Source organism: Pseudomonas sp. TZ252 (assembly GCF_056110345.1).
Genome location: NZ_CM148566.1, coordinates 3,296,075 through 3,318,284 on the forward strand (window position 1 = coordinate 3,296,075; position 22,210 = coordinate 3,318,284).

Annotated in this window: 21 protein-coding genes; 8 read left to right on the forward strand and 13 right to left on the reverse strand. The window is 67.8% G+C overall.

From position 1 onward, the window contains the following. Positions 1 to 12: 12 nt before the first annotated feature. Genes ACYAF3_RS15255 through ACYAF3_RS15270 form a run of 4 tightly spaced genes read left to right on the forward strand, consistent with a single transcriptional unit; the run spans position 13 to position 3,165 of the window. Entirely contained in the window at positions 13 to 711 is a 699-nt protein-coding gene (locus ACYAF3_RS15255) for an amino acid ABC transporter permease (protein WP_003101388.1), read from the forward strand. Continuing rightward, positions 708 to 1,412, forward strand: coding sequence for an amino acid ABC transporter permease (locus tag ACYAF3_RS15260; protein ID WP_010793457.1), 705 nt, complete (start codon positions 708 to 710; stop codon positions 1,410 to 1,412). The genes ACYAF3_RS15255 and ACYAF3_RS15260 overlap by 4 nt, the downstream gene beginning before the upstream one ends. Continuing rightward, positions 1,409 to 2,152: an amino acid ABC transporter ATP-binding protein gene (locus ACYAF3_RS15265; RefSeq protein ID WP_128669623.1), complete on the forward strand. Its 744-nt coding sequence runs from the start codon at positions 1,409 to 1,411 to the stop codon at positions 2,150 to 2,152. Before ACYAF3_RS15260 ends, ACYAF3_RS15265 begins: the two co-directional genes overlap by 4 nt. 8 nt (positions 2,153 to 2,160) lie before the next feature. Next, complete coding sequence (locus tag ACYAF3_RS15270; RefSeq protein ID WP_003101381.1) at positions 2,161 to 3,165, forward strand: isopenicillin N synthase family dioxygenase; 1,005 nt, start codon at positions 2,161 to 2,163, stop codon at positions 3,163 to 3,165. 40 nt (positions 3,166 to 3,205) lie between these two features. Here ACYAF3_RS15270 and pqsL read toward each other — a convergent pair whose 3' ends face one another. The 6 genes from pqsL to ACYAF3_RS15300 form a co-directional block, all read right to left on the reverse strand. Continuing rightward, positions 3,206 to 4,402 (reverse strand): FAD-dependent monooxygenase PqsL, encoded by a 1,197-nt coding sequence (gene pqsL / locus ACYAF3_RS15275; RefSeq protein ID WP_003101379.1) that lies wholly within the window; start codon positions 4,400 to 4,402, stop codon positions 3,206 to 3,208. Between the two features lie 167 nt (positions 4,403 to 4,569). Further along, a complete protein-coding gene (locus tag ACYAF3_RS15280; RefSeq protein ID WP_003101377.1) occupies positions 4,570 to 6,060 on the reverse strand; it encodes an aldehyde dehydrogenase in 1,491 nt (496 codons plus the stop codon). After that, positions 6,053 to 6,964 (reverse strand): dihydrodipicolinate synthase family protein, encoded by a 912-nt coding sequence (locus ACYAF3_RS15285; RefSeq protein WP_003093588.1) that lies wholly within the window; start codon positions 6,962 to 6,964, stop codon positions 6,053 to 6,055. Before ACYAF3_RS15285 ends, ACYAF3_RS15280 begins: the two co-directional genes overlap by 8 nt. Positions 6,965 to 7,028: 64 nt before the next feature. Further along, complete coding sequence (locus tag ACYAF3_RS15290; RefSeq protein ID WP_003129340.1) at positions 7,029 to 8,357, reverse strand: MFS transporter; 1,329 nt, start codon at positions 8,355 to 8,357, stop codon at positions 7,029 to 7,031. A 135-nt stretch (positions 8,358 to 8,492) separates the two neighbouring features. Continuing rightward, positions 8,493 to 9,812 (reverse strand): NAD(P)/FAD-dependent oxidoreductase, encoded by a 1,320-nt coding sequence (locus tag ACYAF3_RS15295; protein ID WP_009877094.1) that lies wholly within the window; start codon positions 9,810 to 9,812, stop codon positions 8,493 to 8,495. A gap of 92 nt (positions 9,813 to 9,904) precedes the next feature. Beyond that, positions 9,905 to 10,633: a GntR family transcriptional regulator gene (locus ACYAF3_RS15300; protein ID WP_010793455.1), complete on the reverse strand. Its 729-nt coding sequence runs from the start codon at positions 10,631 to 10,633 to the stop codon at positions 9,905 to 9,907. Between the two features lie 306 nt (positions 10,634 to 10,939). On the opposite strand from ACYAF3_RS15300, the gene ACYAF3_RS15305 reads away from it, so the two are divergent. Both ACYAF3_RS15305 and ACYAF3_RS15310 read left to right on the forward strand, forming a co-directional pair. Continuing rightward, a complete protein-coding gene (locus ACYAF3_RS15305; protein WP_003118991.1) occupies positions 10,940 to 11,962 on the forward strand; it encodes a GlxA family transcriptional regulator in 1,023 nt (340 codons plus the stop codon). A 25-nt stretch (positions 11,963 to 11,987) separates the two neighbouring features. Next, entirely contained in the window at positions 11,988 to 12,455 is a 468-nt protein-coding gene (locus ACYAF3_RS15310; RefSeq protein ID WP_004351747.1) for a VOC family protein, read from the forward strand. 3 nt (positions 12,456 to 12,458) lie between these two features. Here the strand turns inward: ACYAF3_RS15310 and ACYAF3_RS15315 are convergent, their stop codons facing one another. Beyond that, complete coding sequence (locus ACYAF3_RS15315; protein ID WP_003101360.1) at positions 12,459 to 13,097, reverse strand: FMN-binding negative transcriptional regulator; 639 nt, start codon at positions 13,095 to 13,097, stop codon at positions 12,459 to 12,461. A 27-nt stretch (positions 13,098 to 13,124) separates the two neighbouring features. Then, on the reverse strand, positions 13,125 to 13,844 hold the full coding sequence (locus ACYAF3_RS15320) for a B3/B4 domain-containing protein (RefSeq protein WP_003144549.1): 720 nt from the start codon (positions 13,842 to 13,844) through the stop codon (positions 13,125 to 13,127). 300 nt (positions 13,845 to 14,144) lie between these two features. On the opposite strand from ACYAF3_RS15320, the gene ACYAF3_RS15325 reads away from it, so the two are divergent. After that, positions 14,145 to 15,788: an acetolactate synthase large subunit gene (locus ACYAF3_RS15325; protein WP_003101357.1), complete on the forward strand. Its 1,644-nt coding sequence runs from the start codon at positions 14,145 to 14,147 to the stop codon at positions 15,786 to 15,788. A gap of 42 nt (positions 15,789 to 15,830) precedes the next feature. On the opposite strand, the gene ACYAF3_RS15330 is transcribed toward ACYAF3_RS15325, so the two are convergent. The 3 genes from ACYAF3_RS15330 to ACYAF3_RS15340 all read right to left on the reverse strand — a co-directional run bounded on the left by ACYAF3_RS15330 (position 15,831) and on the right by ACYAF3_RS15340 (position 18,607). Next, on the reverse strand, positions 15,831 to 17,126 hold the full coding sequence (locus ACYAF3_RS15330) for an OprD family porin (protein ID WP_004351744.1): 1,296 nt from the start codon (positions 17,124 to 17,126) through the stop codon (positions 15,831 to 15,833). A 236-nt stretch (positions 17,127 to 17,362) separates the two neighbouring features. Beyond that, positions 17,363 to 18,106, reverse strand: a complete 744-nt coding sequence (gene eftM, locus ACYAF3_RS15335; RefSeq protein WP_003101353.1) for a class I SAM-dependent methyltransferase EftM — start codon at positions 18,104 to 18,106, stop codon at positions 17,363 to 17,365. A 99-nt stretch (positions 18,107 to 18,205) separates the two neighbouring features. Beyond that, the gene (locus tag ACYAF3_RS15340) at positions 18,206 to 18,607 is read right to left on the reverse strand and encodes a GFA family protein (RefSeq protein WP_058876692.1); all 402 of its coding nucleotides are present in this window, start codon (positions 18,605 to 18,607) and stop codon (positions 18,206 to 18,208) included. A 142-nt stretch (positions 18,608 to 18,749) separates the two neighbouring features. On the opposite strand from ACYAF3_RS15340, the gene ACYAF3_RS15345 reads away from it, so the two are divergent. Then, positions 18,750 to 19,031 (forward strand): peptidylprolyl isomerase, encoded by a 282-nt coding sequence (locus ACYAF3_RS15345; protein WP_003101349.1) that lies wholly within the window; start codon positions 18,750 to 18,752, stop codon positions 19,029 to 19,031. Between the two features lie 320 nt (positions 19,032 to 19,351). Here ACYAF3_RS15345 and piv read toward each other — a convergent pair whose 3' ends face one another. Further along, positions 19,352 to 20,740, reverse strand: coding sequence for a protease IV (piv, locus tag ACYAF3_RS15350; RefSeq protein ID WP_003101348.1), 1,389 nt, complete (start codon positions 20,738 to 20,740; stop codon positions 19,352 to 19,354). 534 nt (positions 20,741 to 21,274) lie between these two features. Then, positions 21,275 to 22,198, reverse strand: coding sequence for a LysR family transcriptional regulator (locus ACYAF3_RS15355; RefSeq protein ID WP_023082755.1), 924 nt, complete (start codon positions 22,196 to 22,198; stop codon positions 21,275 to 21,277). Positions 22,199 to 22,210: the final 12 nt, after the last annotated feature.

The following is a 22,210-nucleotide window of genomic DNA, read 5'->3' on the forward strand; positions in this document are numbered from 1 at the left end:
TGCGCCTTTCCCATGTTCGAGTTCGATTTCTCCCTGCTGCTGCGCGGCCAGTACCATGAGATGCTGGTCGCCGGCCTGCTGCTGTCGCTGAAGCTGGCCGCCGTCACCCTGGTCTTCGCCGTGCCGCTGGCGATGCTGGTGGCGCTGCTGCGCCTGGCGCCGTTCCGCGCCCTGCAATGGCTCGGTTTCGCCTATGTCGAGAGCATCCGCAACGTACCGCTGCTGGCGCACATGCTGTTCTGGTACTTCGCCGCGCCGGAATGGCTACCCGAGGACCTCAAGGCCTGGCTCTACGCCGGCAACATCGAGGCCGCCAGCGCTATCGTCGCGCTGACCCTGTACACCGCCGCGTTCATGAGCGAGGACATGCGCAGCGGCATCCGCGCGGTGCCCACGGTGCAACTGGAGGCCGCCCGCGCGCTGGGCTTCGGCTACCTGGCGAGCATGCGCCTGGTGATCCTCCCGCAGGCCTTGCGGATCACCGTACCGCCGCTGATCTCGCAAACCCTCAACCTGTGGAAGAACACCAGCATCGCCACGGTGATCGGCGTCGCCGAGCTGATGTACCAGGCCGGCCAGGTGGAGAGTTCGACCTTCCGCAGCTTCGAGTCCTTTGCCTTCGCCACCGCGGCCTATCTCAGCGTATCGCTGCTGATCACCGGCGCCGCCGCCTGGTACCAGCAGCGCTATCCGGGAGTCGAACGGCGATGACCACCCTGGAACTGATCGATAGCTACTGGCTGTACTTCCTCGTCGGCCAGTACCCCAACGGGCCGTTGGGCGGGCTGGCCCTGACCCTGGTCCTGGCCTCGCTGGCGCTGCTGCTGGCGCTGCCGCTGGGCATCCTGCTCGGCCTGGCGCGGGTCAGCCCCTGGCGCTGGCTGCGCTGGCCGGTCACCGCGCTGGTCTTCGTGGTGCGCGGGGTGCCGTTGCTGATGGTGATCTTCTGGGCCTATTTCTTCCTGCCGACCCTCACCGGCCAGCGCACCGACCAGTTCACCACCATGCTGCTGGCGCTTGTGCTGTTCGACGCGGTGTACCTGGCCGAGATCGTCCGCGCCGGCATCCAGGGCCTCGACCGTGGCCAGTTCGAGGCGGCGCGTTCGCTCGGCCTGGGCTACCTGGCGAGCATGCGCCTGGTGATCCTCCCGCAGGCGCTGCGCAACATGCTGCCGTCGTTGGTCAACCAATTCGTCTCGACGATCAAGGAGACCTCCCTGGGCTACATCATCGGCCTGGCCGAAGTCAGCTTCATCGCCTCGCAGATCAATACCCAGGTGTTCACCCTGCCGACCCAGGTCTACCTGATCCTCGGCCTCACCTATTTCATCCTGTGCTTCGGCCTGTCGCGTTTCGCCTTCTGGCTCGAACGCCGCCAGGCGCAGCGTGGCAATCCCAAGGAGGCCCGATGATCCGGCTGGAAAAGGTCAACAAATGGTACGGTGCCTACCACGCCCTGGCGGATGTCGACGAACAGGTCGGCCGCGGTGAGGTGGTGGTGGTCTGCGGACCCTCGGGCTCCGGAAAATCCACCCTGATCCGTACCCTGAACCGCCTGGAACCGATCCAGGGCAGGCGCATCCTGATCGATGGCCAGGACATCCACGCTCCCGGCCTGGACCTCAATCGCTTCCGCTCGCACATCGGCTTCGTGTTCCAGCAGTTCAATCTGTTCCCGCACCTGAACGTGCTGGACAACTGCACCCTGGCGCCGCTCCGTTTGCGCGGCCTGAAACCCGCGGAGGCACGCCGCCAGGCCATGGCGCTGCTGGAGCGGGTCGGCCTGGCGGACAAAGCGGCGGCGTTCCCCGCACGGCTTTCCGGCGGCCAGCAGCAGCGCGTGGCGATCGCCCGCGCGCTGGCGATGGAGCCGCCGCTGATGCTGTTCGACGAACCGACCAGCGCCCTCGACCCGGAGATGGTCGGCGAGGTGCTGCTGGTGATGCGCGACCTGGCCCGCGACGGCATGACCATGGTGGTGGTAACGCATGAGATGGGCTTCGCCCACGACGTCGCCGACCGCGTGCTGTTCATGGACGCCGGCCGGGTGCTGGAGCGCGCCAGCCCCGACGATTTCTTCAACCGCCCGCAGCACCCGCGTGCGCGGAAGTTCCTCGCCGACATCCGCACCCCCTTCGCCCAACCCCTGTGAGGAACGCCATGAGCACTCCGAGTCTGCCGATCATCGATATCGCCGCCCTTGCCGGCAGCGACCCGGCGGCGCGACGGTCGGTCGCCGTGCGAATCGACCGCGCCTGCCGCGAGCAGGGCTTCTTCTACGTGGTCGGGCACGGCGTCGAGGCGCAACTGGTCGAGCGCCTGGAGCGCCTGGCGCGGCAGTTCTTCGCCCTCGACGAGACGAGCAAGCTGCGCTGGCGCATGGAGCTTGGCGGGCGCGCCTGGCGCGGCTATTTCCCTCTTGGCGGCGAACTGACCTCCAACCGCCCGGACTGGAAGGAAGGCTTGTACCTGGGCAGCGAACTGGACGCTGAGCATCCCGAAGTGCGCGCCGGGACGCCGCTGCATGGCGCCAACCTGTTCCCCGAGGTGCCCGGCCTGCGCGAGACGCTGCTGGAGTACCTGGACGCAACCACCCGCGTCGGCCACCGGCTGATGGAGGGCATCGCCCTCGGTCTGGGACTGGAAGCCGACTACTTCGCCGCGCGCTATACCGGCGATCCGCTGATCCTCTTCCGCCTGTTCAATTACCCGAGCCAGCCAGTGCCGGAGGGCCTCGACGTGCAGTGGGGCGTCGGCGAACACACCGACTACGGCCTGCTCACGCTGCTCCACCAGGACGCCATCGGCGGCCTGCAGGTGCGCACCCCACAGGGCTGGCTGGAGGCTCCGCCGATACCGGGCTCGTTCGTCTGCAACCTCGGAGACATGCTCGAACGCATGACCGGCGGCCTCTACCGCAGCACGCCGCACCGGGTGGCACGCAACACTTCGGGGCGCGACCGCCTGTCGTTCCCGCTGTTCTTCGATCCGAACTTCCATGCCCGCGTGCAGCCCATCGAAGGGCTGCCCGAGGTGCCGGAACAGGATGACAGCGCCCGTCGCTGGGACCAGGCCAACGTCCACGCTTTCCACGGCGAGTACGGCGACTACCTGCTGAACAAGGTGGCCAAGGTATTCCCGCAGTTGCGCCGCGACCTGCTCTAGGCGCGCGGCCGGACGCTACGCTCCGGCCGCGCTGGCGGGTTCAGCCGAGCGGCGCCGGCGACCGCACCGGCTGGTAGGAGCGCTCGCCGCCCAGGGCTTCCGGCGTACGGCTGCTGCCCTGCAGGGCGGTGTCGAAGACCCCGGCGAAGCGCTGGCGATCCTCCAGGCTGGTGGCCAGCGCATGGCCATAGGAGACGATCGCCTGGTTCACCGGGAAGCGCTCGGCCTGGTAGCCGGCCAGGGCATCCTCCAGCGCGCAGGCGTCGCGCAAGGCCAGGTCGAGGGCGTCGGCCAGGGCGCTGGCGTCCTCGATGGCCAGGTTCATGCCCTGGCCGGTGATCGGATGCACGTTGTGGATGGCGTCGCCGAGCATCGCCACGTTGTCCGCCCAGTAGCGGTCCAGGTTCAGGTAGCCGATGGGGATGCCCTTGAAGCGCGAAGTGCCGGTGACGGCGGCGATCGCCTCGGCGCTCTCGTCGCCGACGAAGCGTTGCAAGCGCCGGCGCAGCGACTCGCCGCGGGTGTCGGCCATCAGCTCGCGCGCCTCCTCCCTGGGGAAGCTCACCACCAGTCGCGCGCGGTCGAAACCGATCGGATAGAAGTAGGCCAGCCCGCCCTGCGAGTCCACGTACAGGCGGTTGCGCTCGGCCACGCAGGGCGCCAGGGCGAAGGTGCCGACCAGCATCGGCGACGGGTAGGGGCGGCGTTCCACATCGATATCGAGCAGCCGGCGGCGCACGTAGGAGGCGATACCGTCGGCTCCCACCACCACCCGCGGACGCAGCACGCGGCCGTCGTTCAGGCGCACCTGGTCGATCGCGTGGCGCTCGTCGCGCTGCACCGCTTCGATGCGGGTCTCGAACAGCATCTCGACGGTCGCTTCGCCGTCGATCTTTTCCAGTACCAGGCGGCGCAGCGACTCGCAGGGCATGAGGATGAAATAGCCGCGCGCGTCGACGCTGGAATAGTTGAAATAGCGAAGCAGCTCGCCGTCGTGATAGACCTCCAGCTCATGGCGGACCCGCCCACCGCGACGGGTCACCTCGGCCAACAACCCGGCCGCCTCGACCACCCGGATGCCGGCCGGCTTGAGCAGGTCGGCGCCGTTGATCGCGCGTTCGCGCCGTGCCTGCTCCACTACCACCACGCGGTGGCCCTGGCGGCCGAGCAGGTAGGCGAGCATCGCCCCGCCGATGCCGCAGCCGTTGATCAGTACATCGATATGGTTGTCCGTCATGGATGAGTCTCCGTGTCGTTCCTGGCGGAAAAGGGAAGGGTGGAGGCAGCAGCATAGCGACGGAACGTTATGCAGAATGGGTGTTGTCTGCACTTGGTCGCCTGTCCGGCCCGGTTGTCCGGTCTCGCCGCCAGGCGGGAGTGCCGGCCCTTGCGGGCCGGACAGCTTCAGGAAGCGTCGATCCAGATGGTCTTCAACTCTGTGTACTGGTCGTGTGCCCAGACCGACTTGTCGCGACCGCCGAAGCCTGACTCCTTGTAGCCGCCGAAGGGCGTCGAGGCGTCGCCCTCGCCGAAGCAGTTGACGGTGACGATCCCCGCGCGGATCTCCCGCGACAGGCGCAGTGCGTGGCGCAGGCTGCCGGTGTAGGCCGAGGCGGCGAGGCCGTAGACGGTGTCGTTGGCCAGGGCGATGGCTTCGTCGATGTCGTCGAAAGAGGTGACCGAGAGCAGCGGGCCGAAGATTTCCTCGCGGAACAGCCGGCTGTGCGGCGAGACGCCATCGACCACGGTCGGCTCGACGAAGATGCCAGCCTCGGTGGCGCCGCCGAAGCGCACCGCCAACCGCTCCGTCCTGGCCTGGTCGAGGTACGCGCGGACCTTCTCGAAGTGCGCCGGGCTGACCAGCGCGCCGAGGCGATTACGCGGATCCAGCGGGTCGCCCATGCGCCACTCGCGGAGCTGCGCGCCGATGCGTTCGAGCAGCGCCTCGCGGACCTCGGCGTGGACGATCAGCCGCGAGGACGCCGAGCAGTTCTCGCCCATGTTCCAGAACGCGCCGTTGACCACGTGTTGCGCCACCAGGTCGAGGTCCTCGACATCGTTCATCACCACCGCCGGGTTCTTGCCGCCGCACTCCAGTACCACCCGCTTGAGGTTGGACTCGGCGGCGTACTTGAGGAACAGGCGGCCGGTCGCGGTGGAGCCGGTGAAGCTGACCATCGCCACGTCCGGGTGGCGGCCCAGCGGTTCGCCGGCCTCGCGGCCGCCGCCGGGGACCACGTTGAACACCCCGGCGGGGATCCCCGCCTGGCTGGCCAGTTCGGCGACGCGCAGGGCGGTCAGGCTGGTCTCGGGGGCCGGCTTGACCACTACGGAGCAGCCTGCCGCCAGCGCCGGGCCGATCTTCCAGGCGAGCATCAGCAGCGGGAAGTTCCACGGCAGCACCAGGCCGACCACGCCGATCGGCTCGCGCACCACCATGGCCAGCGCCGCCGAACCGACCGGGGCGGTGCTGTCGTAGATCTTGTCGATCAGTTCGGCATGCCAGCGCAGGGTATTGATGGTTTCCGGCAGGTCGGTGTGCTGGCATTCGCGGATCGGCTTGCCGCTGTCGAGGCTCTCCATCACCGCCAGTTCCAGCAGGTGCTCTTCCAGCAGCTCGGCCAGGCGCAGCAGCGCCGCCTTGCGCTCGGCGGGCGTGCGCGAGCGCCAGCGGCCGTCCTCGAACGCCCGCCGCGCGCTGGCCACGGCGTGCCCGACGTCCTCCGCGTCGCAGGCGGCGACCTGCGCCAGCAGCTCGCCGGTGGCCGGGTTGGTCGAGGCGAAGGTGCGGCCGCCGCAGGCATCGCGGAACCCTCCGTCGATGAAGGCGCGCTGGGGAAGGTCCAGCGTCGCGGCGATGGCCGCGTATTCCTCCCGGCTCAGCAGCTCAGTCATGGCGGCCACCCTCGACGATCCGCGCGACCTCGCCCTTGAGCCTGGCGACGATCTCCGCCAGTGCCGCCTTGCCGGCCTCGTCCAGCGCCTTCAGCGGCGCACGTACGCCGCCGGCGCGCAGGCCGGCCAGCTCGCAGCCGTGCTTGATCGACTGGACGAAGTGACCGCTTTCGAGAAAGTCCATCAGCGGCATCATCGCCGCCATGATGCGCCGGCCCTTGGCGAAGTCGTTCTCGACCACGCAGGCCTGGTACAGGGCGAGGTGTTCGCCAGGGATGAAGTTGGAGCCGGCGCAGACCCAACTGCGCGCGCCCCAGGCGAAGAACTCCAGGGCCTGGTCGTCCCAGCCGCAGGACAAGGCGATCCGCGGGTGGCGGCAGGCCAGGCGGTGCAATTGCGCGGTGGAGCCGGAGCTTTCCTTGATCGCGACGATGTTGCGGCAGCCGGCGACGGCGGCGAAGAACGCCTCGTCCATCTCCACGCCCATCCGCGCCGGATAGTTGTAGAGCATGATCGGCAGGCCGGCGGCGCGATCCACCGCCAGCACGTGCTCGGCGATCTCCCGCGAGGTCGGCAGCGCGTAGGGCGGCGAGCCGACCAGGATGGCGTCGGCGCCGATGGCGCGGGCGGCTTCGGCGTAGGCCAGCGAGTCCTCGGTGCGGATCGCGCCGGTTCCCACCACCAGCGGCAGGCGCCCGGCGATGACTTCGCTGGCGTGGGCGGCGAGGGCCAGGCGTTCCTCGGCGGTGTGCGCGTAGTACTCGCCGGTGGAGCCGCCGATCACGATGCCGTGCACCTTCGACTCGACGAGAAACTCCAGGACCTCGGCGAAGGCCTGGGTGTCGATGCTGCCGTCGGCGCTCAGCGGGGTGATGGCGGGGGTATAGATACCTTCGAATTTCACGGGGGTTCCTCCTGTGGGATGCTGGGCCGCGGCGCACCCGGCGGACGCTGCCGCGGCGGGTGGTTCAGGTGAGCGAAGCCGCCTGCTGCAGGTTCAGCGAACGGGTTTCCGGCGCCAGGGCCCAGGTCACGAGCAGCCCGAGCAGGGTCACCAGCGCGGCGGCGTACATGGTCTGGGCGGTACCCAGGGTTTCCAGGGAAAGCGGCACCAGGTAGGTGCCCACCGCGGCGCCGACGCGCGATAACGAGGTGCCGACGCCGACCGCGAAGGCGCGGATCTCGGTGGGGAACAGTTCGTTCGGGTAGACCAGTTGCAGCACCTGGGCGCCGCCGATGAACAGCGCGTAGGCACCGAACAGGCCGAGGATGGTCGCCTCCGAGCCGGCGTGGAAGACGCCCAGCCCGAGCAGCGCCAGGCCGGACCAGAGGAAGCTGTGCAGCAGCATGCAGCGCCGGCCGATGCGGTTGATCAGGCGGGTGGCGATGATGCAGCCGATGACGAACAGCAGGGTGATCGCCACCGAACCGTAGGAGGCCCAGTCGCCCTTCAGGTTCAGCGCCAGCAGCACCTTGGGCGCGAAGGCGTAGACGGCGAACACGGGGATCACCGAGCAGGTCCAGAACAGGGTGACGAAGAGCATGCGCTTGCCGTAGCCGGCGTAGAGCAGGTGCCAGATGGTGACCTTCCGTTCCAGCGCCTGTTCGGGCAGGTTCGCCAGCGAGAAGGCTTCTCCGTAGACCTGGCGGATGACCCGCTCTGCGTCCGCGTCGCGGCCCTTGCTCAGCAGCCAGCGCGGCGACTCGGGGGTGCCGATGCGTAGCAGGAACAGCACGGCACCGATCGCCGCGGTGCTGGCCAGTACCAGGCGCCAGGCGTCCTCGCCGCCGCTGCGCAGGATCAGGTCGCCGACCAGGTAGGCGAAGGCGGCGCCGGCGAACCAGAGGATGGTCAGGGTGGCCAGGCGCGGTCCGCGATACTTCTTCGGCAAGAACTCCACCAGCAAGGCGGTGGCGACCGGGTACTCGATGCCCACCGCCACGCCGATCAGGAAGCGCAGGACGAACAGCGCCGCCGCCGAGTCGACCCCGTACTGCGCCAGGGAAGCGAGGACGAACAGGCTGGGGCCGACGAAGAACAGCCTGCGGCGGCCCAGGCGGTCGGTCAGCCAGCCGCCGAGGAAACCGCCGAAGAAGATGCCGACCAGCGCCGAGGCGGCGATCATGCCCTGCCAGAAACTGCTCAGTTGCAATGCCGCGGTCATCTGCAGCATCGCCACGCCGATGATGCTCAGCACGTAGCCGTCGACGAAGGAGCCGCCGCCGGAGCGCAGGGTCAACAGCCGGTGGAAGGCGTTGAGGGGTACGTCTTCGATCGAGGTCGTAGGATTTGTCATTATTGTCTCCTGGTTCTAACCGCTGCCGGTGAATTCGGGCCGAGCGAATCCGCGAGGCTGGAACGCTCTCCAGCTCCGGTCTTCAATGGCCGTCTGAATCGAAGTCGGCGCCCGTGGGCGCGTTACTAGGGATGCCTAGCTTTCTCTACCTGCTCGATACTGCCCCCACCTCAGGTTGAGGTTCACGCCAAGGGAAAGGAGTGGTTCGGGTGGATTGCCGCTGGGACCGGGCGCGCGCAGCAGGAAGTCGATCAGCTCGTTGCGTTCGCCCGCCAGCCAGTCGGCCAGCAGCTTCCCGGTGACGGTCCCGCGGGTTACCCCCAGGCCGTTGCAGCACAGGGCGCCATAGACGTTGGGCGCCAGCTCGCCGAAGTGCCCCATGTGGTTCCTCGACAGCGCCAGCGAGCCGCCCCAGGTGTAGTCGAAGCCGACTTCCGGGAGCATCGGGAAGCGCTGGCGGAACGAGGCGCGATGGCGTACGGCGAAGCGCTCAAGGTACTTCCCGGCGCTGCGTCCGTCAGGGTTGAAACTGAAGCTGTTGCGGATCAGCAGACGGTTGTCCGGGGTACGCCTCACCGTGGTGCCGTAAGGGTCGGCCGGGATCAGGCCCCAGTAGGGGCGCCCGCCGAGGCTGGCCTGCTCCTCGGCATCGAGCGGCCGGGTCAGGCTGGCGTAGGTGAAGATCGGCAGCATCCGCCCCTGGAGGAAGCCGAAGCTCATGCCGAAGGCGTTGTTGGCGAGGACCAGGCGGTCGGCCAGGATGCTGCCGTGGGGATGGCTCAGCAGGGTCCTGTCGCCATATTCCACGGCGGTGATCGGTGTGTGTTCGTAGAGGCTGACGTTGCCCGGCAGGCTGTCGGCCAGGCCCTTGACCAGGGCCGAGGGCTGCACCAGCAGGGTACCGGGGGTGAACAGGGCCTTGCGATAGAAGGCGGTGCCGATGTGTCCCGGGAGGTCGTCCGCCTCGATCACCTCGTAGGCCTGGCCGAGCCGATCGAGGCCGCGCCGGTAGGCGTCGAGCACAGCCACGCCGCGCGCCTCGACGGCCGCCTGGTACTTGCCGCAGGCCTTCATCTGGCAGTCGATGGCATGGCGCTGCACCTGTTCGCGGAGCAGCGACTGGCCGGCGAGATTGAGCTTCAGGCCGATCCGGGCGGTCGCTATGTCGCCGATGTAGTCGTCGGCGCCGATGTCGTGGGGCAGGTCGATGGCGAAGCCGGCGTTGCGCCCGGCGGTACCGAAGCCGACTTCCTGGGCCTCGACCAGGACGATCTCCTCGTCGGGAAAATGCAGCGCCAGCTGGCGCGCGGCGGCGAGGCCGGTGAAGCCGGCGCCGACCACCACCCAACGGGCGGCGCTCCTGCCGTAGTGGGCCGGCTTCGGCCGCCGCGGCGGGCTGAGGTGATACCAGCCGCAGGAACGGTCGTCGGCCGGAAGGTGGGTTACTTTCGTCATCGCAGGGACCTGACTCTTGTTATTGGAACCCGGTAACCATCCCCTGCGTGACCGCCTCCGCTTCTCGGGCGGGGCCGTGGCGCGGGGGCTCGCTAACCCTCGTAGACCAGCGCCACCTCTACTCCGGCCGGCGCCGCGTACTCGGCCATGCGCCGGCGCGACAGCTCGAAATGCGCACGGACGATCTCCGCCGCCGCATCCGGATCGCGCCGCTGGATGGCATCGACGATCTGGTCGTGCTGGTCGCAGGCGAGTTCCAGGTCGCGTTGCATGTCGTCGGTGGTCGGATGGCGGTAGAAGATCTTGCCCAGCCGCGCATGGTCGATCAGCAAGCGGCGCAGGCTCGGCATGAGGTAGTCGTTGTGGGCCATCCTGCCGATCTCCAGGTGGAAGGCGTCGTTGTGGATGACGCGGTTTTCCACATGCTTCTCTTCGATGGCCTTGCGGAAATCTTCCTGGATCGCCTTGAGCGTCTCGATCTCCGCTTCGCTGGCATGGGTGGCCGCCAGTTGCGTGGTGGCGATGTAGATCAGCGGCGCGGCGAGAAAGAAGGCGTGCAGCGAGTCGTGGCTCATGGCCGCGACGCGCGGCGCACGGTTGGCTTCCAGTTCGATGTAGCCCTCGGCGGCGATCTGCCGCAGCAGTTCGCGCACCGGCGGGCGCGAGAGGCCGAACTCGTCGCACAGGGCGAGTTCGTCGACGACCGCGCCGGGCGCCAGTTCCATGCTCAGGATCCGCCGGCGCAGCGCATCGCCCAGCACCGCCTTGCGGTCGAAGGGGGCATCGGCGCTGTTCGAGTCGACGTCGGGTTGGGCTTTCATGGAGGCCTTTCTACTTGTCATGGGCTTTGTCTACAGTTTGTATAATGACTATAGGGTTCTGTTAGACAATATGTCTACAGGTTTTCGGGGCGTCTCCGCACCGTTCGTCCGCGCTGTTTCCGCTGACGCCGTGGCGTGTGAAAGGGGCAGCCCCCCGAGGGCGTATTTGAGCACATTCCCCCGGCGCGCCAGGGAGGCGCCAAGTCACATGGCTTGCGCATATGATGGAGCGCCCGGGGTTTTCGCCGTGACGGCAGGCGTCGCGGCCCGCTGGCCGGGAACAAGAAGAACAAGAGGCACGAATCGATGGAAAGAAGGCGTTTCAGCGCCGCCCTGCAAGGGCAGAACCTCAGGTTCACCGGGGCCGGGGAGGGGGGCTCGGCACGGGCGCGGGTGGGCTTCCTGCTGCTCGAACACTTTTCCCTGCCGGCCTTCACCCAGGCGCTGGACACCCTGGTGACCGCCAACCTGATCCGCAGCGAGTCCTTCGCGGTGAGCAACTTCAGCCTGAGCGGCGAGCCGGTGACCAGCGACCTCGGGTTGCTGATCTGCCCGGACCTGGCGCTCGCCTCGGCGGCGTTGCAAGGACTCGACCTGCTGGTGGTCTGCGGCGGTTTGCGCACGCCCCTGCGCTCGTCCGCCGCGCTGCGGGAAGCGTTGCAGGACGTGGCGTCGCGCGGCGTCGCCCTGGCCGGGCTGTGGAACGGTGCCTGGTTCCTCGGCGACGCCGGCCTGCTGGATGGCTACCGCTGCTGCATCCATCCCGAGCACCGCGCCGCCCTCGCCGAGATCGCCCGCAACAGCCAGGTGACCAGCGACAGCTATATGGTCGACCGCGACCGCCTGACCGCGGCCAGCCCCACCGGCGCCTTCAACCTGGCGCTGGAGTGGATCGCCCGGCGCCACGGGCGCGACCTGGTGGAGGCGGTGGTGGATATCCTCGCCTTCGAGGAGTCGCGCTACCGGCGGGTGCGCCCCGCCCTGCACGAGAAGATGAGCGAGCCGCTGCGCGAAGTGATCAACCTGATGGCGGCGAATATCGAGGAACCGCTCAGCCAGGAGCAGCTCGCCCACTACGTGGGGCGCTCGCGGCGGCAGATCGAGCGATTGTTCCAGCAGCAGCTCGGAACCACGCCGGTGCGCTACTACCTGGAGTTGCGGATCACCGAGTGCCGGCGCCTGCTGCAACATTCCGACCTGACCATGCTGGAGGTCCTGGTCGCCTGCGGCTTCGTCTCGCCCAGCCACTTCAGCAAGTGCTACACCGCCTTCTACGGCTACCCGCCGTCGAAAGAAGTGCGCTACGGCAACGTCCGCTCGACGAAATGAGGGCGTTTCGCCGGACGCGGCCGGCATGCTAGAACGGACCTTTCGCCCTGGCCTGCGGAGGTCCTGCGCCATGTCCCAGCCTTTTCTCTGGCGTCGCGTCAACGACTCGTCCGGTTTCGCCGAGCCGCGGGTGTTCATCCGTGTCTACCTGGAACCGGGCAGCATCGATGCGGCCATCGCTTTCTACGAAGACCTGCAGGGCGTCGCCCACGACATGCGCTTCGACTTTCCCGAGAAACGCCTGACACTCGCCGCAGTCGGCGCCTTCCTCCTGCTGGAGGGCAGCGACGAGGCGCTGGCGCCGTTCCGCAGCACCACTGGCACCCTGCTGGTGGACGACATCGAGCCCTATCACCGGCGGTTGCTGGCTGCCGGCGCGCAGGTCATCTTCGGGCCGGCGCGCGCGCCCACAGGTGCCTGCTTCAATGCGCTGCTGCCGGACGGCACGGTGGTCGAGTTCGTCCACCACCGGCCGCAGCCGGGCGAGGCCTGAGCCTCAGCCGTCGCGCCGGGCGGCGCAATCGTCCATGGCCGCGCCGATCGCCTGTTCGCCGCGCGCCAGCAGCGCTGCGCTGGCGCCGCGGATATCGCGGGCTTCCTTGTTCTGGCTGAGCTTGAACTTGCCGACCAGGCGGGTGATCTCGATTTCGATGCCGACGATCAGCCGGAGCATCTCGTCGATGTAGTCGGCGGGGCCGTCGGTCATTTTCCAGGGCGTTTCCTGGGTCGCCTCGTGGGTGCGGGTCAGGCGCGCCACCAGTCCGCGCACATAGCGTTCGTCGTCGCGGATCCGCACCCGGCCGTGGGCGTGGACCACCCGGTAGTTCCAGGTCGGCACCTGGCGGTGGTGCTCCTGCTTGCTCGGGTACCACTGCGGCGAGATGTAGGCATCGCCGGCGCGGAACACCACCAGCACCTCGTCGCCGTCGCGCAGCTCGCTCCAAACCGGGTTGTTGCGCGCGACATGGGCTTCCAGGGTGCCTTGCGCGCCCTTTTCCGGGCTCAGCTCGAACGGCAGGTGGTTGGCGTCCAGGCCCGCTTCGCCGTGGCTGACCAGCAGGCCCAGCGGATAGTCCCGGATCAGCGCGTGCAGCGCCTGCGGGTCGGACTCTTCGAAATGCGAAGGCAGGTACATGTTCTGTTCTCCTCGGGGACTCGGCCCTTATACGCTGTCGGTGGGTTCCGTCGCCACGCACAGCAGGCGCGAGTCGGCGCGCATGCCGGGCATCATCAGGCGCAATTCGTCGAGCAGCAGGCCGCCCGCTTCGTGCAGGGCCGCCAGCGGCATTTCCGGCAGGCTCTCGAGGATGAACCACATGCGCCGGGCGCTGGCGTCCAGGCGGGTGCGCACGCCCTGGCGCCAGTTCCAGCGGCGGCAGGTGACGCCGAGGTCGTCGCGCCAGACCACCTCGCCGGGGTCGGGGGATTCGTCGACCGCCTCGCCGTTCTTCAGGGTGTCGAAGGTCTCGCTGCCGTCGGCGACCACCAGGCGCGGCGTGCCGGCATAGGCGGCGAGGTTCTCGCCGCCTACCGGAATGGCGAATTGCACGCTGATGGCGTTGTACAGGTCCACCACCGGGTCGATGCTCGGCAGCCCACCGTCGCGCAGCGCACGCTTGCGCAGGGCTTCGGCGGAGCAGGGGGTGCGCTGCGGCTTGGCGCCGAAGCGGCGGAACGCCTCGGCCCAGGCTGCCAGGTGCGCCTCGGCCCAGTCCGGTTCGCCACGCGCCAGCGCCTGGCAGGCGCGCTCTACGGCGCGGTCGGCGATTTCCGGACGAACGATCGGCGCCGCCTCGACGGTGAGGCTCAGGGCGCGGAAACCGGGGGCGAGGGCGGCCACCTCGGCGGCGATGACGGGGAGGATCGGGGCGTGCTCGGGCATGGTCGTCTTCAGGGTTCGGTGAGATGGAGGGGGCGGGGCATTCGGCTTGGCCGGCGCGTAAAGCGGTAGGTGGATTTCTACCATCCGGGCTCCGCCCTCACCATGAAATCAGCGAATGAATTATTAGCTGTGCTGATGATCAGGTGGTCGGGTTCAGCTGCGCTAATGGCGGGAGCGCCGTTCGCTTGCCGGCGAAGCCGGCGCCAGAGCCTTCCGCCGGCCGGGCGGGGCTGGACAGCGAGGCGCGAGGGGCGCAGTGTTCGAGCGGTCAGAACCGCCACCACCCGAGGTAGAACGCAGATGGCCAAGGCAGCCGATGTGGTTGTGCAATGCCTGGAAAACGAGGGCGTGCAGTACGTCTTCGGAATTCCCGGCGAGGAGAATCTCGACCTGCTGGAGTCCCTGCGCAAGTCGCAGATCCGGCTGGTGCTTACCCGCCACGAACAATCGGCCGGCTTCATGGCCGCCACCTACGGGCGCCTCACCGGCAAGACCGGGGTCAGCCTGTCGACCCTCGGCCCGGGCGCCACCAACCTGGTCACCGCCGGCGCCTACGCCTACCTGGGCGGCATGCCGATGCTGATGATCACCGGGCAGAAGCCGATCAAGAAGTCCAAGCAGGGCCGCTTCCAGATCCTCGACGTGGTCGGCATGATGCAGCCGCTGACCAAGTACACCCACCAACTGGCCTCCGCCGACAACATTCCCTCGCGGGTCCGCGAGGCGTTCCGCCTGGCCGAGGAAGAGAAGCCCGGCGCGGTGCACCTGGAGCTGCCGGAGGACATCGCCGCCGAGCAGACCGACAGCCTGCCCATCCCGCCGAGCCTGAGCCGCCGGCCGCTGGCGGAATACAAGGCGATCTGCGCCGCGGTGGAGAAGCTGCGCGCCGCGCGCAGCCCGATCCTGGTGATCGGCGCCGGGGCCAACCGCAAGATGACCGCCAAGGTCCTCAAGCAACTGATCGACAAGACCGGCATTCCCTTCGTCACCACCCAGATGGGCAAGGGCGTGGTCGACGAGCGTCACCCGCGCTTCCTCGGCAACGCAGCGCTATCCGCCGGCGACTTCGTGCATCGCGCGGTGGAGGCGGCCGACCTGATCGTCAACGTCGGCCACGACGTGATCGAGAAGCCGCCGTTCTTCATGGTTCGCGGCGGTACCGAGGTGATCCACGTGAACTTCCGTTCCGCCGAGGTGGACCCGGTGTATTTCCCGCAGATCGAAGTGGTGGGCGACATCGCCAACGCCATCTGGCAGATCGGCGAGGCGCTGGACGATACCGCGCACTGGGACTTCACCCGCCTGCTGGCGATCCGCGAGGCCAACGAGGCGCAGGTCGCCGAAGGCGCCGACGATCCGCGCTTCCCGCTCTATCCGCAGCGCCTGGTGGCCGACGTGCGCCGGGCGTTGCCGTCGCAGGGCATCGTCGCCCTGGACAACGGCATGTACAAGATCTGGTTCGCCCGCAACTACAAGGCACACATGCCCAACACCGTGCTGCTGGACAACGCCCTCGCCACCATGGGCGCCGGCCTGCCCTCGGCGATGGCCGCGCACCTGGTCTACCCGGACCGGCCGATCGTCGCGGTGTGCGGCGATGGCGGCTTCATGATGAACAGCCAGGAACTGGAAACCGCGGTGCGGCTGAAGATGAACCTGACGGTGATCATCCTGCGCGACAACGGCTACGGGATGATCCGCTGGAAGCAATCGAACATGGGCTTCGCCGACTTCGGGCTGGACTACGGCAACCCGGACTTCGTGCACTACGCCGAGGCCTACGGCGCCCACGGCCACCGGGTCGACAGTGCCGAGGGCTTCCTGCCGCTGCTGGAGCGCTGCCTGGGCACGCCCGGGGTGCATGTGATCGATTGCCCGGTGGATTACTCGGAGAACGACCGCATCCTCAACGTCGAGCTGCGCGAACGCGCCCTGGCGGTCTGAACCGCCGGAGCGTCGCGCCGGCGTGCGTTCCGGCGCGACGGCTCAGAACAGCGACAGGTTGTAGCTGGCGATCAGGCGCACCTCGTCCACGTCGCGCGCCGAGCGCTCGAAGTCGGTGCGGTAGGTGGCGTTGCGCAGGCGCAGGCTGAGGTCCTTGAAGCGGCCGCTCTGCACGATGTACTTCAGCTCGATGTCGCGCTCCCATTCCTTGCCCTCGTCGCCGTTGGCCAGGCGGATATGGTCGCCGTTGACGTAGCGGGTCATGAAGCTCAGGCCGGGCACGCCGACGCTGCGCAGGTCGAAGTCGTAGCGCAGTTGCCAGGAGCGTTCCTCGGGGTTGGCGAAGTCGTTCACCTGCAGGTAGTTGGCCAGGTACGGATTGCTGCCGTCGAGGTAGGGCATCGAGCTGGCGCCGTTCATCCGCTGCCAGCCGGCGCTGAGCGTGTGGCCGCCCTGGGCGTAGGCGAGCAGCAGGCTGAGGGCGCGGTTGTCGATCTTGCCGGCGCGGGCCGCGCCGGCGTCCTCGCTGTCGAACCAGCGCAGGTCGGCGCTCAGCTTGCCGGCGCCGAGCTGCCGCTTGCCCACGGCACCGAGGTAGCGCTGGCGATAGACGTTGCGCAGGCCGCCCTGGGCGTATTGCAGCAGCAGGCCGTCGTTGACCTGGTAGTCGAGTTGGTAGGCGTCGAAGCGGTTGCCGGTGGTGTCGCAGGCGTAGCGTTTGTTCTTGCAGTGCAGGCGGATGTCCTGGGCGTCGCTGGAGTCCCGCGCGGTGTAGCGCTCCAGGCGGGTGGCGGAGAACCTGAGCCCGGCGATCTCCTCGCTGGTCAGCTGGGCGCCGTGGAACAGGGTCGGCAGCAGGCGTCCGTCGTTGTATTTCAGCAACGGCATGTCCGGCAGCATCGCCCCGTACCTGAACTGTGTCTGCGAGAAGCGCATCTTGCCGGCTACGCCGGCCTTGGCGTACTGGTCGACCGAGCGACGCGGATCGTGGCCGCTGGAAGGCAGCAGGCCGCTGTTGCTGTCCGCGGGGCTGGAGTCGAGCTTGATCCCGAGCATCGCCAGGGTATCCACGCCGAAGCCCAGCGCGCCCTCGGTATAGCCCGAGCGCAGGTCGAGGATGAAGCCCTGCGCGGCTTCCTCGCGCTTGGAGGCGCCCTGGGGGTTGGCCGAGCTGCCGTCGCGGAAGTCGCGGTTGAAGTAGACGGTGCGCGCTTCCAGGCGCGCGCTGCCGTCCTCGAGGAAGGCGGCAGGGGCCGGGGCGACGAATCCGCCGCACAGGGCGAGGGCGCCCAGGCCGCGAAGGGTGCGGGGCGAACGGGGGGAAAACGGGGAGGACATGCGGTGACTCTCGACAGCGGGGGTAAAAAAGCGCGCGAAGGTGTCACAGATGGCCGGCGGGGTCTTTGCGACCTTGGTCTAGCCGAGAAGGCGCGCACGGATCGTCGGCCAGGCAGGCCTCTAGCGGGTCGGACGCAGCGTGCCGAAAGCGACGAAGAATCCTCCGCAGCCCCCTGTGAAACGCTGCCCCGCCCGTGCCAGCCTGATCGTCACGTTTGCGCCAGGATATCCGGAGGCTAGCGCTTCACGCAGACGAACAGGGCATTCCCGGAGCTGCCGGCCCAGGGCGTGATCCGTTCGTAGTCGTGTTCGAAGACCTGCACCTCGAAATGCGTCTGCAACAGGTGCTGCAGCTCGGCGAAGCCGAGGGCGACCATGGGGTGTTCGTCCTCCCAGGTCTGGGTCGTTCCGTCCGTGGTTTTCTCGATACCGAGGCGCAGCGCCTGGCGCTCGCCCTCGCCGCTGTAGTACCAGCCGGAACCGAAGGTGAAGCGGCTGCCTCGATGCTCCACGGAATGGCGGACGAACGCGCGATTGTCGATCTGCCCCTTGTCCACCGTGTTGAAACAGAACACGCCGCCATCCGCCAGTGCGCCATGCACGCTGGCCAGGCATGCGCGCAAGCGCTCCAGCCCTGCGTTGTAGTGGATCGAATAGAGGAAACAGGTGATCAGGTCCAGCGGCTCGTCCACCTGGAAGCCGGCCATGTCCTGCCGGCTGAAGTGCGCTTCGGGACAGCGCTGTCGGGCGAGGTCGAGCATCGGCTGGTTGATGTCCAGGCCGGCGCTGCGATAGCCGAAATCGAGGAAGTGCCGCACGTGAGGGCCGGTACCGCAGGCCAGGTCCAGGTGCCGCCGGCCCTGGTTGCCGAACAACTGGTGCAGGCGACGCACGCAGTGGCTCTGCGCCTGGTAGTCGATGTCGGCGCACATCAGGTCGTAATAGTGGGACAGGTCGGTGTACAGCGCGGTGGCGGACATGGGCGGCAAGGACCGGCGGCGAAGGGCGCGGCATGGTACCCCAGGCCCGGGCCTTGCCGGCGAAAAAACAGGCACCGGCCGGCGGATCGCGGGCGGACTTCAGTCGAAACGCGGCCAGTCGTCGGCGATCCTGCACCAGCAGGCCATCGATGCGACCTGGACATGCTTCTGTTTCGCCGCCGGGAAGGGCGTGTCCAGGCTGCCGAGGGCGACCGATACCCAGTCGGCGAACTCGCCTTCGCTCTTCGACCAGAACAGCGGCGAGCCGCAGCGCGAGCAGAAGCGCCGGAGCACGGCGGGTGAGGAGCGGAACGCGGCGAGCAGGTCGGCGCTGCGGTCGATGTGCAGGTCCGCGACGGGGACGCTGCCATAGCTGGCGAATGCCGCGCCATGGGCCTTGCGACACTGGCCGCAGTGGCAGTGAGAGAGTGCGCGCGGGGGCGAGGACAGTCGGTAGTGCAGCGCGCCGCACAGGCAACTGCCGTGGAAGGTCTGGCTCATCGGAGGGCGTTCCCGGATTCGCAAAGGCGGCGAGTCAAGCAGCCCGCGCCACGCTTGTCGAGCGCCTCCTCCGGTCGCGGGCTGTCGGTGCGGGCGTCGATGTCTGCTAGGCTCTGCCGTTTCACCCTAGGAGTATTTCCCCATGGCCCGAGCCACTGCCCGCCACATCCTGGTTTCCAGCGAAGCCAAGTGCAACGAACTGAAGACCGCCATCGAAGGCGGTGCCGACTTCGCCGAAGTCGCCCGCGAGCATTCCTCCTGCCCCTCCGGCCGCGACGGCGGCAACCTGGGCTCGTTCGGCCCCGGCCAGATGGTCCGCGAGTTCGACCAGGTGGTCTTCAGCGCGCCGCTGAACGTGGTCCAGGGGCCGGTGAAGACCCAGTTCGGCTACCACCTGCTGGAAGTCACCAGCCGCCAGGACTGAACGTGCGGCGGCGCATAACGCCCCTCTTCCACGCGCCGATCCAGGCGTGGGGCGAATAGCCGCTGCACGGGGTAAACGGCGGATAACGCCGTTGGCGTTATGCGCCCTACCTGTCCCGGACCGATGAAGGAAGCCGCACTTCCACGCGCCAATCCGGGTGTGGGGCGAATAACCGCTGCGCGGGATAAACGGCGGATAATGCCGTTGGCACCTGTTCCGGACCGATGAAAGAAGCTGCACTTTCACGCGCCGATCCAGGCGTAGGGCGAATAACCGCTGCGCGGTTATCCGCCGGTGCGCGATCGATAGCCTGGCTGGCCTCAGGGCGCGAAGTAGCGGGAGATCTGCGAATAGACGCCGCTGAAATCGGAGAAGTAGTCATTGCGCTGTGAGGTGGGCGCGCCGCAGTACGAGGGGCCGCCGTACAGGCCACCGCGCAGCTGGTAGGAGCCGTCGCCGGCGACGGTCAGCAGGCCCGAGCCGGACGAGCCGCCTTCGACCACCGCCGACGGCCAGTCGACGCGGGTCAGGGCGGTATGCCCGTCGTAGGTGACGCCCACTGCCGAGACGTTGCCCTGCGAGTACTTCTTGGCGTCGCCGCGCGGATGGTGGATGTCATGGCCGAGCGAGCCGTTGGCGATCGGCGTGGCGCTCCAGCCCTGGTAGAACACGCCGGCCGGCGGAGTGCGCTTGAGTTCCAGCAGCAGGGTGTCGCGCTTCGCGTCGCGGTGCAGGATATTCGCCCCGCCGGTCAGCACGGTGACGCTCTGGTTGATGGTCGAGGCGTCGCCGTAGCACTGGGTGGTGTTGTAGAACCAGATGGTCTGCAGCGTCGCGGCGGTGGCCTGGTCCTCGATGCAGTGCGCGGCCGACCAGAACAGCTGGCGCTTGGGCGAGTTGCCGTTGTTCAGCAGGGTGCCGGTGCAGATGTAGCTGCCGCCGTCCGCCGAGCTGGTGAAGACCATCTTCGCCACCGCTGCGGTGGCGTTGTCGTAGGCCCGTGTGCCGCTCTGGGTCGCGCAGACCGCATCCACCTCGCAGCTGCCGCTGGCGCCGAAGCCGTCGCGGTAGCCGGCCTTGTACAGGGAGTCGGCGAAATACGATACCTGGGGTACCGACAGGCGCAGGTCGCCCGGTTGCAGGTTGGCCGGCAGCACCAGTTCGACGGTCAGGGTATCGCCCTCGATGACCGGGCTCCAGTAGGGACGGTTGACCGAGAGGTCCTTGCCGCTGGCCTCGAAGATTTCCTTGCCGGCGCCGGCGAAGTGCAGCAGCACGTCGTCGGGCAGCGAGCCGCTGCGGGTTTCCAGGCGAATCGCGGCGCGCAGGCTGGCGGCACCCGCAGCGCTGATCGGGAAGCGCGCGGTGTGGCGCCCGTCCGGAGTGTCGATCCATTCGAGGGTTGTCAGGTCGATTTCCGGAGTCGCCGTTTTCAGGCCCACGCCCACTTGCAGCGGCGTACCCGGTTTCGGCGCCAGCGGCGCGGCGCGGGCCACGCGGCGGGCGGGGGGCGCGGCGAAGTGGATGCCGGCCGCCGAGATCGCCGCGTTGGGGTTGGCGAAGCGGGCGTGACCGGTGCTCGCCGGGGAGGCCTGGAGCACGGCGACGTCGCCAGCCATCTCGCTCGCACCGGGCGCCGCCAAGGCCTGGCTCGCGCCGGCAGCCAACGCCAGAACCAGGCATGCATTCAGGTACGTTCTCTTATGCATGAATCGACTCCTTCAGTTTTTTGGGAGGGCAACTTCCTCAATCGTTCGCGTGGCGAAAGATATGCAGGTGTGACGGAGTCGTTCAAATATTTTTTATATTCGTTTCTGCTAGCTATTAAATATGAAGAAGCGTTTGTGGATAGCAGAATAGATAGCTATTTCCTTCACTTGCCATTGATGTTGGATTGCTCTCTCTACCAACTAAAGTTTGGTCTGGAGTGGCTCTGCAGAGCCTTCGGTTTGCTTCAGAGAGGTGCAGGATGTAGTGCATGAGTGCTTTACTGGTGCAGCTGTCGATGTGATCGGGTTAACGAAATCCTGATTTTCAAGTTATCCGGTTTGACCACTGCCGAATATAAGGCTGGGTGAATCTTCCATTCACCGCTCGGAAACCGTTCCGATGTTGGCTTGGTTGAATTCCAGGATATCCGGCTTATGGTCGTATAAGTCATCTCTATAATCGCGGGGCATATATAGAGCCCTGGCCGCTTACCATTACTCCAGGGTTTTCCAGGATACGCCGCCGCCCTTGTTTCAGAGCGGCGGATGCAACGGCGGCGCATGCCGCGCGATCAGTTCGGCGACCCACTCGATGAACACCCGCAGCTTGCCGCTGACGTGGCGGTTCGGCGGGAACGCCAGGTACAGCGGCATCGGCTCCAGGCTCCAGTCCTCGAACAGCGGCAGCAGCTCGCCGCGGGCGAGGGGCTCGCGCGCCATGTAGTGCGGCAGCCAGAGGATGCCCAGGCCGGCCAGCCCGGCCGCCAGGTAGGCGTTGCCGTCGTCCACCGCCAGCACATGACGGCCCGCCACCCGCAGGCATTCCTCGCCCCTGCGTATGGCGTAGGGCAGGGCCTTGCCGGTGCGCGCCCAGAGGAAGCCGACGATACGCTGGTGGCTGTCCTCCAGTTCGCGCGGGTGGCTCGGCACGCCGGCGCGCTGCAAGTAGGCCGGTGCCGCGTAGACCCCCAGTTGCAGGTCGCCGACCCGCCGCGCCATCAGCGACTGGTCGCGCAGTTCGCCGCCGCGGATGACGCAATCGACGTTCTCGTCGATCAGGTCGACGAGCCGATCGCTCACGCCCAGGTCGATCTGGATCTCCGGATAGCGCGCATGGAACTCGGGCAACGCCGGGATCAGCAGCAGCCGCGCCAGCGGGCTCGGTACGTCGATCCGGAGACGCCCGCGGGGCGCCAGGGCGGCGCTGGAGAGGCTGGTCTCGGCATCGTCCAGTTCCGCCAGCAGACGTACCACCCGCTCGTAGTAGGCGGCGCCGTCGGCGGTCAGGTTGAGCTTGCGCGTGGTGCGGTTGAGCAGGCGTACCCGCAGCCGCGCTTCCAGTTGCTGGACCAACTGGGTGACGCTGGTGCGGCTCATGTGCAGCGTCTCCGCCGCCTTGGTGAAGCTGCCGGTATCCACCACACGGGCAAAGGCCTGCATCGCATCGAAACGGTCCATCGGGACTCCGGG

What these genes read in the sequence shown, in the direction of transcription:
- pqsL (WP_003101379.1), bottom strand. Translation starts at nt 4,402, where the DNA reads ATGACGGACAACCATATCGATGTACTGATCAACGGCTGCGGCATCGGC.
- ACYAF3_RS15345 (WP_003101349.1), top strand. Translation starts at nt 18,750, where the DNA reads ATGGCCCGAGCCACTGCCCGCCACATCCTGGTTTCCAGCGAAGCCAAG.
- ACYAF3_RS15315 (WP_003101360.1), bottom strand. Translation starts at nt 13,097, where the DNA reads ATGTACCTGCCTTCGCATTTCGAAGAGTCCGACCCGCAGGCGCTGCAC.
- ACYAF3_RS15270 (WP_003101381.1), top strand. Translation starts at nt 2,161, where the DNA reads ATGAGCACTCCGAGTCTGCCGATCATCGATATCGCCGCCCTTGCCGGC.
- ACYAF3_RS15300 (WP_010793455.1), bottom strand. Translation starts at nt 10,633, where the DNA reads ATGAAAGCCCAACCCGACGTCGACTCGAACAGCGCCGATGCCCCCTTC.
- ACYAF3_RS15260 (WP_010793457.1), top strand. Translation starts at nt 708, where the DNA reads ATGACCACCCTGGAACTGATCGATAGCTACTGGCTGTACTTCCTCGTC.
- ACYAF3_RS15340 (WP_058876692.1), bottom strand. Translation starts at nt 18,607, where the DNA reads ATGAGCCAGACCTTCCACGGCAGTTGCCTGTGCGGCGCGCTGCACTAC.
- ACYAF3_RS15320 (WP_003144549.1), bottom strand. Translation starts at nt 13,844, where the DNA reads ATGCCCGAGCACGCCCCGATCCTCCCCGTCATCGCCGCCGAGGTGGCC.
- eftM (WP_003101353.1), bottom strand. Translation starts at nt 18,106, where the DNA reads ATGTCCGCCACCGCGCTGTACACCGACCTGTCCCACTATTACGACCTG.
- ACYAF3_RS15330 (WP_004351744.1), bottom strand. Translation starts at nt 17,126, where the DNA reads ATGTCCTCCCCGTTTTCCCCCCGTTCGCCCCGCACCCTTCGCGGCCTG.
- piv (WP_003101348.1), bottom strand. Translation starts at nt 20,740, where the DNA reads ATGCATAAGAGAACGTACCTGAATGCATGCCTGGTTCTGGCGTTGGCT.
- ACYAF3_RS15305 (WP_003118991.1), top strand. Translation starts at nt 10,940, where the DNA reads ATGGAAAGAAGGCGTTTCAGCGCCGCCCTGCAAGGGCAGAACCTCAGG.
- ACYAF3_RS15355 (WP_023082755.1), bottom strand. Translation starts at nt 22,198, where the DNA reads ATGGACCGTTTCGATGCGATGCAGGCCTTTGCCCGTGTGGTGGATACC.
- ACYAF3_RS15290 (WP_003129340.1), bottom strand. Translation starts at nt 8,357, where the DNA reads ATGACAAATCCTACGACCTCGATCGAAGACGTACCCCTCAACGCCTTC.
- ACYAF3_RS15280 (WP_003101377.1), bottom strand. Translation starts at nt 6,060, where the DNA reads ATGACTGAGCTGCTGAGCCGGGAGGAATACGCGGCCATCGCCGCGACG.
- ACYAF3_RS15295 (WP_009877094.1), bottom strand. Translation starts at nt 9,812, where the DNA reads ATGACGAAAGTAACCCACCTTCCGGCCGACGACCGTTCCTGCGGCTGG.
- ACYAF3_RS15255 (WP_003101388.1), top strand. Translation starts at nt 13, where the DNA reads ATGTTCGAGTTCGATTTCTCCCTGCTGCTGCGCGGCCAGTACCATGAG.
- ACYAF3_RS15310 (WP_004351747.1), top strand. Translation starts at nt 11,988, where the DNA reads ATGCTAGAACGGACCTTTCGCCCTGGCCTGCGGAGGTCCTGCGCCATG.
- ACYAF3_RS15325 (WP_003101357.1), top strand. Translation starts at nt 14,145, where the DNA reads ATGGCCAAGGCAGCCGATGTGGTTGTGCAATGCCTGGAAAACGAGGGC.
- ACYAF3_RS15265 (WP_128669623.1), top strand. Translation starts at nt 1,409, where the DNA reads ATGATCCGGCTGGAAAAGGTCAACAAATGGTACGGTGCCTACCACGCC.